We start from the raw sequence: 13,848 nt of genomic DNA on the forward strand, positions 1-13,848 counted from the left end.
GCAGGTTCTGGACATTATTGCCGCGATCTGCTTTGTGATTTTCGTTGTCAGGAGGTAAGGTGACCCGTAGGGCCAAAACTACAGAAAAACACTATAGAAAAATTGACAGGCAACCCCAATTTAGAGAGAAGGAAAAATATTGTGTCTGAAAACCGTCGTGCCGAAGTGGATGCTGCATTGGCTGATGTTGATTTTGACAAGTTCAACTATCAGGTCGTGTTCGAAACCACAAAAGGCACCATTAAAATGGACTTGTATCCCGATGTAGCACCGGGACACTGTAAAAACATTATTGGTCTGACAAAAATCGGCTTTTACGATGGAATTATTTTCCATCGGGTTATTCCCGATTTTGTTGTCCAGATCGGCTGCCCTCATGGTACGGGTACTGGTGGTCCCGGTTACACCATTGATGCAGAGTTCAATAATCTGCCTCACGAAACCGGCGTCCTTTCCATGGCGCGTACCAGCGATCCGAATTCCGCCGGCTCACAGTTCTTCATCTGCCTGGGTCGTGTTCCTCACCTGGATAACCAGTACACGGTCTTCGGAAAAACCAGCGATGCTGAAAGTGAAGCCGTCGTGCTGGCAATCGGCGATGTGGAAACCAACCACAGCGACCGACCGCTGGAAGATGTCAAAATCACCAGCTCCAAAGTCATTGCCACTGAAAAGTAGTTAATGATGAGCGTTGATCGAGCTTCTTTGAAGACAGGCGCACTCGTGCGACAGGCATGTCGCAGCGGAGAATTCACCGGGCAGACTTCGGGGCTCGCCCCCGGGTTTGCCCAGGCGAATCTCGTCATACTTCCGCAGGCAGAAGCCCGGCAGTTTCAGGAATTCTGTGAACGGAATCCCAAACCCTGCCCACTGCTGGAAGTCACAACACCCGGTGATCCCTGTCCGCATCAACTGGCAGAAACCTCTGATCTGCGGACCGATCTTCCCCGCTATCGCGTCTGGCGTCGAGGGGAACTGGTAGAGGAACCAACTGAAATCACTGCGCTCTGGCAGGATGACCTGGTTGCTTTCCTGATTGGCTGCTCCTTTACGTTTGAATCAGCCTTAATCGAAGCAGGGCTTTCCGTGCGACACATTGACCAGGGAGTCAACGTGCCCATGTATCGCACGACGATCCCCTGTGAATCAGCGGGCATGTTCAGCGGGCCCCTCGTCGTTTCGATGAGACCTTTCAAACCCGCGGATGCCATCCGCGCCGTACAGATTACGGGACGATTTCCCTCAGTTCACGGCGCCCCCGTGCATCTTGGTTTTCCGGAACAACTGGGAATTGCCGACCTCACATCACCCGATTACGGAGATGCCGTCGCGGTGGAACCGGATGAACTGCCGGTCTTCTGGGCGTGTGGCGTGACACCGCAGGCAGTTCTGATGCAGGCCAAACCGGAATTTGCCATCACACACAGTCCGGGCTGCATGTTTGTGTCTGATCTGAAAGACAGCGATCTGGCAACCGATTGATCAACTCAATCGGCAATCTCACTTTTATCAGGAATGAGATTCGACTTCAGTCGATTCAGGCGATTCGACATTCTGCTCGGGCAGATGAATCGAACGGATGCGGTAGTCTTCCCACATCAGTGAGTAAGCAAAACAGGGCTCACGATCGAGAGTGAATGCGACGGGCTGACTTTCCCAGAAGCTCATCAGATTACCGCGCGGAGGTCTGGTATAAAGTCGGCGCTTGCAATCCGGGCAGACCATGCCGAACGGGGTGGCCTGATCTTCTTCGCATTGGTGGTTGAGACAAATTGTTTTCTGTGGTTCGTTTCTCATACGGGCCAATTATATCGAGCCGCCTTGAGAGCTCTCCAGCTCTTTTTTTAATTACGGATACAAAATTTGCTGAATCATGGTGGCTGACCTGTTTGTTTCTGGAGCTTGTGCAGACTGCGGATAGCGAAAATCCAGAATATCCCTCAGAACCGGCCCGACCAGCAGTAAAGTCACCTGATTTGCGGTCAAAACCAGCCTGACTGCCAGATTCCTGCACTCAAGCCCCTTGGTTCATCGCATCCTGGAATCCAGTTTGGTATAAATTAATTTCTGACTGAATCTGCTCCCAGGTTCAGCAGATACGTTATCAGGGAAAAAGGAACCTGGCTGAGTCGGTACGCTCGGCTCCGCAGTTTCCAGTATAGATCCCTGATTGTTTAGAATTTAGATTCTGGTACGAGATCTCATGGCAATCAACCTTTCTGAACAACTGAAGGGAGTGCTCCCTCCGGTTATTACCCCACTGACTCCCGATCGCAAACTTGACGCCGCTTCTGCTGAATCCGTTTACCGGTTCATGCTCGACAAGGGGACCCACGGACTGTTCCTGTTTGGCACTTCGGGTGAAGGGCCCCTGCTCTGTGATGCAGATCGTCACGAGGCAACTGAAATCGCCGTCAAAGTTGTGGATGGCAGCGTTCCGCTGCTGGTTGGAGTGATTGCTCCGGGAACCGAACAGATTATTGAGCAGGCGAAAGTCGCGAAGGCACAGGGCGCCGATGCCATCGTCGTCTGCCCTCCGTTTTATTACCCGGCCCGACAGATCGACATGCTCGTCCATTACCGCACGATTCGGGAAGCCGTCGACATCCCCATTTTTGCCTACGACATCCCTGTGATGACAAAAGTCAAAATCGAAATGGACACGCTGATGACGCTGGGGCGAGAAGGCACCGTGATTGGCGTCAAAGACTCCAGCGGAGATGCCGTCAGTTTTCATCGTCTCGTAGCCAATAAGCCGGCCGGCATGAAGCTGTTTACCGGCGCAGAAATGCTGGTCCACGCTGTGGTGCTGGCCGGTGCCGATGGAACCGTTCCCGGACTGGCAAACGTCGGGCCGGAGCTGTTCGTCCAGCTCTACGAAGCTGCTGCTGCTAACAACCACCAGGAAGCAGTTCGGTTCCAGGAAGACATCGTCCGCCTGTTTGAAGTCTTCGTCTGTCCTGATGGAACCATCAATGTAGGTTACATCATTGGCGCGATGAAAACCGCTCTCCGTCTGCGTGGCGTGATCGAACACGATACCATGTTCCACCCGTTCCCGGCCTGCACCCCCGAACTGATTGAACGTACCCGTACGATTATGACAGAAGTCGGCTGCCTGTAATTGCCTTCTCCAGACGCAGATCTTTTTTCTCCCCAGTACTTCGAATTGAATGAAACATTATGAGCGGAGTTTTAAACGAACGAGCGTGCCTGTTGACCGAACAGCTGCTTGCCAGAGCGGGTGAGCTGAAAGTCATTCCGCATGCCCTGCAGAACGGCGCGATCGTTGTGGATTGTGGAATTGAAACTCCCGCTGGTCTCCAGGCCGGATTACTGCTGGCGCGCATCTGCATGGCCGACCTCTGTGACATTCAACTGATTCCGGGAGAACTGGAAGCACTCCCTTTACCCTACCTGCAGGTGCAGACCGATCACGCCGTCGAAGCCTGCCTGCTGAGTCAGTATGCCGGCTGGAAAATTGACGTCGATAAATTTTTCGCAATGGGCTCCGGCCCGATGCGGGCAGCTGCCGAGGTGGAAGACCTGTATCGAGTGCTCGCCTTTGGTGAATCACCTGCCAAAACCGTCGGAGTGCTGGAAGCGAACACTTTACCAGGCGTCGATGTGGTTGAAAAAATATCCAAGGCAACAGGAGTCGACCCCAAAGACATCGTGTTACTGGTCGCCCCCACGTCCAGTATCGCCGGCAATATCCAGGTCATCGCCCGCTCCGTCGAAACCGCCATGCACAAACTGCTGGAATGCAAGTTTGACGTACATCGGGTACAGGCAGGATTCGGAACGGCCCCCCTGGCACCGGTCGCCAAAGATCATCTGACAGGCATCGGACGCACCAACGATTCCATCCTGTATGGTGGTTCCGTCACGCTGTGGGTCACCGGCGATGATGAATCACTGCAGGAAATCGGGCCCAGCCTTCCTTCCAGTTCCGCAGCCTGTTACGGAAAACCGTTTCTGGAAGTCTTTGCAGAGGCCAATCATGACTTCTATGAAATTGACCCCAGTTTCTTCAGTCCCGCGGTCATCATCTTCCAGAATCTGGATACCGGAAATGTATTTCAGTTCGGCCAGATGAATACCGGGCTTTTGAAAAACAGTTTCGGGTTTTAACTTTTCGGTATCTGGCTCATTCGGGATTCACCTTCGTGCAGATTGCCATTCTGGGAAATCAGATCAGCTGGTACTGCGATCAACTCCAGCAGGCGGCCCGCGCGCGAGGACACGAAGCATCCAAAATTGAATTCCGCGACATGGCTGCCTTCGTTAATCACGCAGCCCGCGAACAGTTCTTCAGTTATGATGCAGAACAGACACCAATCCGTCTGCCGCATTTTGACTGCCTGATCATTCGCACGATGCCGCCCGGTTCACTGGAACAGGTCGTCTTTCGCATGGATCTGCTGGGCAGACTGGAACAGTCAGGAATCACCGTGTTTAATTCGCCTCGTGCCATCGAGTGTGCGGTCGATAAATACCTGACCACTTCCCGACTCGCAGCCGCCGGCCTGCCTGTCCCTGCCACTGCGATCTGTGAAACTTCGGAAGCAGCGTTGCAGCATTTTTCAGAAATGGGGGGCGACGTTGTCGTGAAACCGCTGTTTGGCTCGGAAGGACGAGGCATTTTTCGCATCAGCGATCCCGATCTCGCTTATCGCTCATTTCGCACGCTGGAACGCACGCAGGCAGTGATTTATCTGCAGCAGTATATTGCTCATCCCGGCTATGACGTGCGTATTCTGCTCCTGAACGGGAAAGTAATCGGTGCTATCCGCCGACACGGCAACAATGATTTTCGCACGAACGTTTCTCGCCAGGGACAGGCCGAACTCTATCATCCGACCGATCGGGAAGTCGAACTGGCAATCCGGGCAGCAGCGCTCACCGATGCCGAATTTGCAGGAGTCGACCTGCTCGCTCCTGCCGACGCGCCTGAAGAGTGTTATCTGCTGGAAGTCAATGCCGTACCAGGCTGGCGCGGCTTTCAGTCAGCAACACACATTGATGTCGCGACGCTGGTCATTGAATATCTGGAACAGAAACGAAACAATAAACCTTCTGAGTCACTTGAAACATAAAATCTTTCGGAATCGAGTTTTGACATGGAACTGAACGCACTGCTGACCGCTATGCAAACCCATCTGCCTGAAATTCTCCGCTGGTCGGGAGCAATTGCCAAGCGTTTGAGGCACTTCAATATTGCCGTCGAAAACAAGACCTCAGGCAGTGCACTCACTGACGCATTGACGCTGGCAGACCTGACTCTGCAGGAACTGATTGTCGCTGCCTTACGCGACCGTGATCCGATCTTTCGCAACTGTCGTATCGAAGCAGAAGAAAAAACGGGGGACCTGCATCGCTTTTCCGAGGACTCACCCTATGTCATTTCCATCGACCCCATTGATGGCACGAAACAGTATCGCGATAAAACGGCCGACGGCTATTGTGTGATGGTTCATCTGCGCGACAGTGAAACCGTGCACTACTCACTGGTTTATATTCCCGAGACCGGAGAACAGGGAACCTGGGTGGAAGCAGTCCACCAGAGTGTCGCCTGTGGCCCCGATGACCTGAGTCGACCGGCTCGTGAGGTTCTGGATGACATGCCTGCCATCGATCCTGCCACACGTCCCGATTCCCCGAAAATCTATCTCATCGGATTTCAGGATAACGACACCTCCAATGCGGAACTCGTCACCGCAACCGGGCTGGAAGGAGTACCCCCTGAAGAGATGCCCGGCAGTATTTATGACCACCTGGCAACCGGCGCATTCGGCGGCTCACTCATTCATACACCAAATGTCTATGACTTCCCGGTTTCGCTGCATATTGCCCGGATTCTGGGCGGAGATGCGGTCTGGGTCCATAACGGAGAATCGGTCAATTTCCATGAACACTGGATGGATGAGCGAGCCGACATGCTGCGACTGCCTGGCATCACTGCCTGCAGCGCCAATCCGGAGACTCTCCAGACACTCTGTAATCTCGCAAAAGACTGGAGCAAAGTCCGCTATCAGGACTGAATTTCAGTCGGTTCCAGAGGCTTGGTGGCTTCCACAATAATCCCTCCCAGTTTCAGAAACTGATGGATGGGAGTGAACCAGTGCTGCTCTTTCCAGGGCAGACCTGATTCTTCGAAGGCCTGTTTGAGTTCCACCCGGTTGTAGGTACGACATTTCCAGGTGCGGCTGTTGAGCATACCGGAGAATTTGTCCTCGGTTGCCAGCAGAAACAGACTGCCGCCCGGCTGCAGTACGCGATGAATTTCCGTCAGACCATGCTTGGGATCAGCCACGTATTCCAACACCCAGCCACAGGTCACGCAATCGAACGATCCATCCTGAAAAGGGAGATTCGTCATATCGGCTGAAAGATAATTCGGTCGGGGACTGCCCATGCGGACCCGGGCCCGTTTCAACATCTGATGCGACAGATCACAGGCGACCAGCCGGGCATCAGGATGCGTTTCGCGCAGTAAATGCCCCAGAATCTGTCCGGCTCCCGAACCAATATCCAGAATACTGCGAAATTCTGTCACGTCAAAACGTCGCGTCTTGATAATTCGGCCCACCAGCGGGTCATGCAGCGACAATTTGCTCGCCAGATAGAGAACGGCACCAGCGGGACCATCATACAGCTTGCGGGTCGTCGACTGAAACTGGCTCTGGTCGATCTGGTCGCCACCCCTAAATTCAATCAGAGAACGCAAAGACTGCTTTAAACGTAGACGTTTTGGGGTATTTTTACGCGGAGAACTTAATGGAGCCATAGTTCGAATTGCTTATCAAATCAGGAGAACTGTCTGAGGGAGGGATGTAACCCCGACCTGCTAATCGAAGCCATCTTAACGATCTGGAAACGGGAAATCGTTATGATTTCCAAATTTCTTAAGATTCTCTAAAGAAGACCTCTTCTGTAAGCGTCATAAACGGTCCAATGATAATACCTTATGAATATCAATTTTTCCAGCAGCTTGATCAATCGAATTTAGCCCGTTATTATCAGGGTAAACGAAGACTCTCTCTAACCGAATCTAACGCAGTAGTGACACGTTGATCGTGATTCGTTGCGGACCTGAAATTCTTAACATTTTTGACCGTTGAATTGCGCCAGAATAATAATTTCTGCGACCAACTGAAGGCTTAAATTGTTCATGACCGAACGGATCAATCTTAAACAGACTGACGACATCCGCGATGTGATCCACCTTGCTGTCCAGTACCTGGCGAAAGGAGAACTGGTCGCTTTTCCCACAGCAACAGCTTATGTGATCGCAGGTCAGTCCCTCAGCCCCACCGCGATGACGAAACTGCGTTCCCTGTCTGACAAAGACCAACCGCTGGTCCTGTGTGTAAAGGGGTTTGACGAGGCTCAGGATTATCTGCCCGATATGCCGCCTCTCGCAAGGAAACTGGCCAAACGCTGCTGGCCAGGTCCTGTCGTTCTGGAACTGGAACGCCCGCAACCAGGCAGCCTGTTTTCACAACTTCCACCTGAAGTGCAGTCTGAAATCTGCCCGGGAAATCACTTGAGACTCCGGGCTCCTGCCCATGAAATCATTTTTCAGGCCATGCGTCTCTCCCCCTCCCCGCTGGTGTTATTAAACGAAGATGCAAAATATCAGACTGCGGATTCGCTCATCGAGGATTTCGGAGACGATGTCGCGCTGGTGATCGATGATGGCGCCTCTCGCTTTGGTGATCAGTCCACCATCATCGGCATTTACGACAATCAATGGAAAATCCTGCAACCAGGTGTCGTGACAGAAACCACCCTGAAACGCCTTTCCAGCGAAATTTATATGTTTATTTGCACAGGAAACACCTGTCGCAGCCCGATGGCAGAAGGCCTGTTCCGCAAATTACTGGCTGATAAACTGCAATGCCAGGAAGATGAACTGTCAGACCGGGGCTTCATTGTCGGTTCAGCAGGGCTCGCCGCAGCCATGGGAGCACCGCCCAGCCCGGAAGGAGTCGCAATTCTGGCTGAACAGGGGATCGATATCCAGGCACACGAAAGCCAACCGCTGACAGAACGGCTTCTGGACCAGTCTGATCATCTTTTTACCATGACCCAGGGACACCGGGCTGCCATTCTTTCAGAACGACCGGATCTGGAAGGCTCCGTCAAACTCCTGTCACCCGAGGGAAAAGATGTCTCCGACCCCATCGGAGGAGGCTTTCAATGCTATATTGAGTGTAAAAATGAAATTGAAAAGCACCTTACCCAGATTATTTCCCAGATCAACATACCACAAAATTAATAAGCTGCCTGAACCACCACCCGCCCGTAATTATCTTTTTTCAATCCCGATTTTCTACATGAGCTGTGAGAGCTCACTTGCTATAATGGATGGTAAACCATTAACCTTACCATTATGAAGATAATGTTAACCCGTCACAAATTCACTTGTTACGATAAATAATCAACCCCCACCGGGTTTGAGATAAATCCTGATCCACTTCAGAGATCATGACAACAGGAATACTTTAGTACGTACGACCGAATCAGGGTTCTATCATTATTTTTAACTACCCTTTTGCCACTTGATACAAAAGAGTTTCGATGAAAATTGCAGTTGCCAGTGATCACCGGGGATTTGCCACGAAGGTCAAGATCCTCACACTTCTTAATCAGTTAGGACATGTGGCCTTTGATTATGGCCCCGATGATGGAGAAAGTGTCGACTACCCCGACTACGCAGTGAAGGTCGCGAAAGCCATCGGTGATAAAACCATCGATCGGGGAATTCTGATCTGCGGTACTGGTATGGGAATGTGTATCGTCGCCAATAAATTTCCGGGAGTGCGTGCTACTCCCTGTCACGACGATATCACCGCCCAGATGAGCCGTCTGCACAATGATTCCAACGTACTCTGTCTGTCTGCTGACCTGCTCGGAGACCGACTCGTCAACCGCATGATTGAAATCTGGTTGAAAGAGGAATTCGAAGGGGGCAGACACGCACGACGTCTGGAAAAACTGCAAAAGGTTGAAGAAGAGAATATGCCCCCGCACTGAGGCCTCTTCTCTCCCAATGTGTAAACGAATATTCCCCATTCAAGGCAGCCAGTCAGACCTCCTGCCGCTGCGCTGTGCCTGAGACTCCTGTCGGCTGGAAAATGCATTTCCCGATCTGGCAGATATACCGCGAGACTCGTGGAATTTCCCTCACTGATTCCTTTTCAAATGGATCAAATCTCTGTATCGTCAACGTTGAGTCATCAGGGAATTTCAGACTTCTTTTTTCAGGGTCTCAGCCGTTCAAGATCCAGGGAAAAGAAATAACACAGAGGGTTATGCAATCATGGATCAGGCCAGCTTAAAATTTACCAAAACACACGAATGGATCGGCGTCGAAGGCGATATTGCGACCGTTGGAATTTCTGACTTCGCTGTAAATCAATTGACCGATCTGGTTTATATTGAACTCCCGAAAGTGGGATCGACATGCGAAGCCGGCAAAGTCTTCGGCGAAGTCGAAAGTGTCAAAGCCGTCAGTGACCTCTACGCTCCTGTCAGTGGAGAAATTGTTGAGGCGAATGAAGCCCTCGTCGATGATCAGTCGCCACTGTCTGATGATCCATTTGGTGCCGGCTGGATCACAAAAGTCAAAATGTCGAACCCCGCTGAAGTAGAACAATTCATGAATGCGGACGACTACAAAAAGTTTTGTGAGTCCGAAGCACACTGAAGTAATCAGGTAATCCTGGCAGTGAATTGTTTTCACATGCTGTTCACTGCACTTCCCTGCCCTGAGGGAGTCGATTCATTCAATTCCCCTCAGGAAATGGATAAAACAGAGTTCCCATGTTTCTTCTGCGACTATAATCCCAACAGCGTTTACCAAACTTACGTTTTTTATCGAGTGAACCGTGCCCTACCTCTTCAACACACCAGAACAGCAGCAGGAAATGCTGAAAACCGTCGGCGTCGACTCGCTGGAAGCTTTATTCGCCACAATTCCCTCTGAGCTCCGACTGGGCCGCCCACTTGATATTCCGCCCGCTCTGACAGAAATGGAACTGCAGGCGCATGTCACCAGTCTCGCAGCAAAGAATGTCGGACCGACATCACGTGTCTGCATGCAGGGTGGCGGTGCCTACGATCATTTTATTCCTGCTGCCGTTGATGAAATTGCCCGACGAGGCGAATTCTATACTGCTTACACCCCCTATCAGGCAGAAGCCAGCCAGGGCAGCCTGCAGACCTTCTTTGAATTTCAATCTCTGATCTGCCAGCTTACCGGTATGGATGTTTCCAATGCCAGCCTCTACGAAGGGGGAACCTGTGTCAGTGAAGCCGCCTTCATGGCAATGCGGGTCACCAATCGACACAATCGCGTGGTCCTGCTCGGCTCACTGCATCCCGAATACCAACAGGTTGTTGAAACCTATCTCACTCATCTGAACTGTGAAGTCGTCGTTGTTCCCTGTGTCGATGGAGCCGCTGATCCGGCAGCAGTCGATGCGGCCATGAATGAAGAAACCGCCTGTCTGGTCATCCAGCATCCGAACTTCTTCGGAACGCTGGAAGAAGCAGAGCAGCTGACGGAAATCGCACACAAATACGGTGCACTCTCGGTCGTCTCTTACGATCCGATCAGCCTCGGGATTCTGAAACGCCCCGGTGACTACGGTGCCGACATCGCAATCGCTGAAGGTCAGTCACTGGGAACTCCACTGCAGTTCGGCGGCCCTTACCTGGGACTGTTCTCCTGCAGTGAAAAGTTTGTCCGTAGAATGCCAGGTCGCCTGATTGGACAGACCGTCGACCGCAACGGCAAACGCTGTTACGTTCTTAACCTGCAGGCCCGTGAACAACACATCCGACGCGACAAAGCCACCAGTAACATCTGCAGTAACCAGGGACTGATTGCGATTCGCGCTGCCGTCTATCTCTCCCTGCTCGGTAAACAGGGAATTCGGGAAGTCGCAGAACTCTCCTGCCAGAAAGCACACTACGCTGCCGAACAGCTGGCGACAGTTGAAGGGATTGAGCTGCTGTTTCCGGAGCGTCCGTTCTTCAAAGAATTTGCTGTCAGTTGTTCTGAAGGAGCCGATTACCTGCTGCGAAAGGCGCGACAGGCCGGCTTTGACCTGGGTCCGGAACTGTCCCGGTTCGAATACCAGCAGGCTCCAGAGAAATTCCAGACGGCTGTGCTGGTGGCAATCACCGAGCAGAGAACTCGCGCGGAAATCGATCAACTGGTCAACGCGTTAAAAGCATAAGCGTCCTGATCTAAACAAGTGCTTAACAAGTTTCATTTTTAAAATTCGAAGCAGCATTCAATACCATGCGAAATAAACTGGCCACTGAATCTTTATTTGCTCTCTCACAACCTGGCAGACGCGGTGCGGAATTTCCGGCAGCCGATGTTCCGGAACGACCACTGAGTGAGCTGATCCCGACTTCAGCACTGGCAGCAGAACCCACCGGCCTGCCGGAAGTCACTGAGTCGGATGTCATCCGTCACTTCGTCAATCTGTCGACATTGAATATGTGCGTCGACACCCACTTCTACCCGCTGGGTAGCTGCACGATGAAGTACAACCCCAAGCGCCACGAGCGACTGGCCAGTCTGCCGGGAATCGTAGATCTGCACCCCTACCAGAATCAGGCTGATCTGCAGGGAATGCTGGGCATGCTTTATGAGATGCAGGAAATGCTGGCAGAAATTTCAGGCCTGCCTGCGGTCTCTCTGCAACCCGCCGCCGGGGCACAGGGAGAATTCACAGCCCTCTTGACCGCCAAAGCCTATTTTGAAGATCGTGGAGAAAAGCGGACCAAAGTTCTGTTCCCCAACAGTGCGCACGGAACAAACCCAGCCAGTGCTGCGATTGCCGGCTTTGATTGTGTGCAGCTCTCCAGCAGTAAAGAAGGCCTCGTCGACCTCGAAGACCTCAAAGCACATCTGGATGATCAGACTGCCGTCTTTATGGTGACAAACCCGAATACGCTGGGGCTGTTCGAAAAAGACATCAAGCAGATCGCACAAATGGTGCACGATGCCGGCGGGCTCGTCTACATCGATGGTGCTAACATGAACGCCATCCTGGGCTATACACGTCCCGGTGATTTTGGTGGCGACATGATGCACTTCAATGTACATAAAACTTTCACAGGCCCTCATGGTGCCGGCGGTCCCGGATCCGGTCCAATTGCCGTTCGTGATTTCCTGGCAGACTTCCTGCCCGCTCCGGTCATCCAGTATCACCCCGATGCGGACGAAACCGAAAAATACACTCTGGAAACTCCAGCGAAATCAATTGGCCGTGTGCGGACCTTTTACGGAAACATCGGCATCCTCGTCCGGGGTTACTGCTATTTGAGAACCCTGGGAGCAGCCGGCCTCAAAGCGGTTTCTGAAAATGCCGTTCTGAATGCCAACTACCTGAAAGCTTTACTGAAAGACGTACTGCCAGTGCCGAATGGGGACTTGTGCATGCATGAATTTGTGGCTTCCGCTTCCAAATCCAAAGCAGCTAATGGCATCACTGCCATGGACATTGCCAAGCGATTGCTCGACTTCGGGTTCCACGCTCCCACGGTTTACTTTCCACTCGTTGTTCCTGAAGCCATCATGGTGGAACCGACGGAAACCGAATCAAAAGAAACCCTCGATGCCTTTGCGGAAACGATAATCAAAATCCTCAAAGAAGACCCGGAGTTTCTGCACCAGGCACCACACAGCACGATTGTTCAAAGGCCCGACGAAGTCGTCGCCGCCCGTAATCCGATCCTGCAATGCTGTGAGCCTCAATAAACTGTTCCAGTCCGTTTTCCTGTGACTCACTCTTTCGTCTGGTTCCGACATGACCCACTCTGCAAAACCGGATCACTGTCGCCTGATCATTGAGCCGGCTCCTCTGCCAGGGAGCCGCAATATGGCCGTTGATGAAGCATTACTGGAATCAGCGGCGAACCAGGACAGTTGTACGTTACGCTGGTACCAGTGGGATGAACCAACGATCTCACTGGGGTACTTTCAGAAAAATGTGTCAGAAGATTCTGATGAAAACTGGAAAGACCTGCCTCGCGTGCGCAGGCTCTCTGGCGGCGGAGCGATTCTACATCACCACGAGTTGACTTACTCCTTCGCTTTGCCCGGCAGTCACCCTCTGGCCAAAACACCACCTGAGCTGTATGTCGCCATCCACCAGCCCATCATTGATGTTCTGGCAGCGCATGGCCTGCAGGTCCAGTTTCGAGGCATCTCTTTTCGATCGAAGTCTGAACCCTTCCTGTGTTTCGGTCGCGGCGATGAAAGAGATCTGGTGTATCAGGGACAAAAAATTCTGGGTAGTGCGCAACGTAGAAGACGTGGAGCAATTGTCCAGCACGGCAGCCTGTTACTGCTGACATCGGAACATGCCTCCGAGTTTCCAGGCCTGTTGAATCTGACTGAACAGCCTGAGCGCTATCAGAACGACTTTCTGAAAACGCTGACCACTGACTTTTCCCGCGCTATTTCTCAGGCGCTCAACCTCCCGCTCAAGTCTCAAATCCTGACTGACGAGGAAGCAGTACTGTCTGAACATCTGGAAAAAGAAAAATATACAGCAGATGCCTGGACATCACGAAAATAAGAGGCCTAAAAGCAGTATCACCACCACTTATCAGAATCAAGAATATTTAATTGTTTATTAATAAATTATCTACACGCATTATGAGTGTTTTATAGTTATTGACATTCCGTCAAATGCCTGATAGCGTTAAGGATGTAATGCATACTTTTATTTCATTGAGATTTCGTGTTACGGAAAAAGTAGTGGCTTTTTACTTACATGAAAGTGAGTCGATCCACACAATGCGGGCCAGATGAGC

The 13,848-nt window shown here is 51.8% G+C and carries 14 protein-coding genes; 12 read left to right on the forward strand and 2 right to left on the reverse strand.

The annotated features are described in order from the left end of the window. Window positions 1-141: 141 nt before the first annotated feature. On the forward strand, window positions 142-678 hold the full coding sequence (locus tag ACN0YN_RS07600) for a peptidylprolyl isomerase (RefSeq protein WP_417384402.1): 537 nt from the start codon (window positions 142-144) through the stop codon (window positions 676-678). Window positions 679-681: 3 nt separating this feature from the next. Next, a complete protein-coding gene (locus tag ACN0YN_RS07605) occupies window positions 682-1,482 on the forward strand; it encodes a putative hydro-lyase (protein WP_417384403.1) in 801 nt (266 codons plus the stop codon). Window positions 1,483-1,509: 27 nt separating this feature from the next. On the opposite strand, the gene ACN0YN_RS07610 is transcribed toward ACN0YN_RS07605, so the two are convergent. Continuing rightward, on the reverse strand, window positions 1,510-1,797 hold the full coding sequence (locus ACN0YN_RS07610; protein ID WP_417384404.1) for a hypothetical protein: 288 nt from the start codon (window positions 1,795-1,797) through the stop codon (window positions 1,510-1,512). 406 nt (window positions 1,798-2,203) lie between these two features. On the opposite strand from ACN0YN_RS07610, the gene ACN0YN_RS07615 reads away from it, so the two are divergent. Genes ACN0YN_RS07615 through ACN0YN_RS07630 form a run of 4 tightly spaced genes read left to right on the forward strand, consistent with a single transcriptional unit; the run spans window position 2,204 to window position 6,044 of the window. Continuing rightward, complete coding sequence (locus tag ACN0YN_RS07615) at window positions 2,204-3,124, forward strand: dihydrodipicolinate synthase family protein (protein ID WP_417384405.1); 921 nt, start codon at window positions 2,204-2,206, stop codon at window positions 3,122-3,124. 59 nt (window positions 3,125-3,183) lie between these two features. Continuing rightward, on the forward strand, window positions 3,184-4,134 hold the full coding sequence (mch, locus tag ACN0YN_RS07620; protein WP_417384406.1) for a methenyltetrahydromethanopterin cyclohydrolase: 951 nt from the start codon (window positions 3,184-3,186) through the stop codon (window positions 4,132-4,134). A 35-nt stretch (window positions 4,135-4,169) separates the two neighbouring features. Beyond that, a complete protein-coding gene (locus ACN0YN_RS07625; protein ID WP_417384407.1) occupies window positions 4,170-5,099 on the forward strand; it encodes an ATP-grasp domain-containing protein in 930 nt (309 codons plus the stop codon). Between the two features lie 24 nt (window positions 5,100-5,123). Then, window positions 5,124-6,044, forward strand: a complete 921-nt coding sequence (locus ACN0YN_RS07630) for an inositol monophosphatase family protein (RefSeq protein WP_417384408.1) — start codon at window positions 5,124-5,126, stop codon at window positions 6,042-6,044. Here the strand turns inward: ACN0YN_RS07630 and ACN0YN_RS07635 are convergent. Continuing rightward, entirely contained in the window at window positions 6,035-6,790 is a 756-nt protein-coding gene (locus tag ACN0YN_RS07635; RefSeq protein WP_417384409.1) for a class I SAM-dependent methyltransferase, read from the reverse strand. The two genes, ACN0YN_RS07630 and ACN0YN_RS07635, sit on opposite strands and share 10 nt — an antisense overlap. A 384-nt stretch (window positions 6,791-7,174) precedes the next feature. Here ACN0YN_RS07635 and ACN0YN_RS07640 point away from each other — a divergent pair, with 384 nt between their 5' ends. The 6 genes from ACN0YN_RS07640 (at window position 7,175) to ACN0YN_RS07665 (ending at window position 13,610) form a co-directional block, all read left to right on the forward strand. After that, on the forward strand, window positions 7,175-8,284 hold the full coding sequence (locus tag ACN0YN_RS07640) for a Sua5/YciO/YrdC/YwlC family protein (protein ID WP_417384410.1): 1,110 nt from the start codon (window positions 7,175-7,177) through the stop codon (window positions 8,282-8,284). Between the two features lie 302 nt (window positions 8,285-8,586). After that, complete coding sequence (gene rpiB / locus ACN0YN_RS07645) at window positions 8,587-9,042, forward strand: ribose 5-phosphate isomerase B (RefSeq protein ID WP_417384411.1); 456 nt, start codon at window positions 8,587-8,589, stop codon at window positions 9,040-9,042. A 286-nt stretch (window positions 9,043-9,328) separates the two neighbouring features. After that, complete coding sequence (gcvH, locus tag ACN0YN_RS07650) at window positions 9,329-9,715, forward strand: glycine cleavage system protein GcvH (protein WP_417384412.1); 387 nt, start codon at window positions 9,329-9,331, stop codon at window positions 9,713-9,715. 181 nt (window positions 9,716-9,896) lie between these two features. Beyond that, window positions 9,897-11,252, forward strand: a complete 1,356-nt coding sequence (gcvPA, locus tag ACN0YN_RS07655) for an aminomethyl-transferring glycine dehydrogenase subunit GcvPA (RefSeq protein WP_417384413.1) — start codon at window positions 9,897-9,899, stop codon at window positions 11,250-11,252. A 65-nt stretch (window positions 11,253-11,317) separates the two neighbouring features. After that, the gene (gcvPB, locus tag ACN0YN_RS07660; RefSeq protein ID WP_417384414.1) at window positions 11,318-12,787 is read left to right on the forward strand and encodes an aminomethyl-transferring glycine dehydrogenase subunit GcvPB; all 1,470 of its coding nucleotides are present in this window, start codon (window positions 11,318-11,320) and stop codon (window positions 12,785-12,787) included. 49 nt (window positions 12,788-12,836) lie between these two features. Further along, window positions 12,837-13,610, forward strand: coding sequence for a lipoate--protein ligase family protein (locus ACN0YN_RS07665; protein WP_417384415.1), 774 nt, complete (start codon window positions 12,837-12,839; stop codon window positions 13,608-13,610). The last annotated feature ends 238 nt before the right edge of the window (window positions 13,611-13,848 follow it).

This window comes from Gimesia sp. (assembly GCF_048260065.1).
Taxonomy (GTDB): domain Bacteria; phylum Planctomycetota; class Planctomycetia; order Planctomycetales; family Planctomycetaceae; genus Gimesia.

Bases quoted from the DNA above. Each gene is read 5' to 3' on its own strand.
- ACN0YN_RS07605 (WP_417384403.1), top strand. From the start codon at position 682: ATGATGAGCGTTGATCGAGCTTCTTTGAAGACAGGCGCACTCGTGCGA.
- ACN0YN_RS07610 (WP_417384404.1), bottom strand. From the start codon at position 1,797: ATGAGAAACGAACCACAGAAAACAATTTGTCTCAACCACCAATGCGAA.
- ACN0YN_RS07615 (WP_417384405.1), top strand. From the start codon at position 2,204: ATGGCAATCAACCTTTCTGAACAACTGAAGGGAGTGCTCCCTCCGGTT.
- mch (WP_417384406.1), top strand. From the start codon at position 3,184: ATGAGCGGAGTTTTAAACGAACGAGCGTGCCTGTTGACCGAACAGCTG.
- ACN0YN_RS07630 (WP_417384408.1), top strand. From the start codon at position 5,124: ATGGAACTGAACGCACTGCTGACCGCTATGCAAACCCATCTGCCTGAA.
- ACN0YN_RS07635 (WP_417384409.1), bottom strand. From the start codon at position 6,790: ATGGCTCCATTAAGTTCTCCGCGTAAAAATACCCCAAAACGTCTACGT.
- ACN0YN_RS07640 (WP_417384410.1), top strand. From the start codon at position 7,175: ATGACCGAACGGATCAATCTTAAACAGACTGACGACATCCGCGATGTG.
- rpiB (WP_417384411.1), top strand. From the start codon at position 8,587: ATGAAAATTGCAGTTGCCAGTGATCACCGGGGATTTGCCACGAAGGTC.
- gcvH (WP_417384412.1), top strand. From the start codon at position 9,329: ATGGATCAGGCCAGCTTAAAATTTACCAAAACACACGAATGGATCGGC.
- gcvPB (WP_417384414.1), top strand. From the start codon at position 11,318: ATGCGAAATAAACTGGCCACTGAATCTTTATTTGCTCTCTCACAACCT.
- ACN0YN_RS07665 (WP_417384415.1), top strand. From the start codon at position 12,837: ATGACCCACTCTGCAAAACCGGATCACTGTCGCCTGATCATTGAGCCG.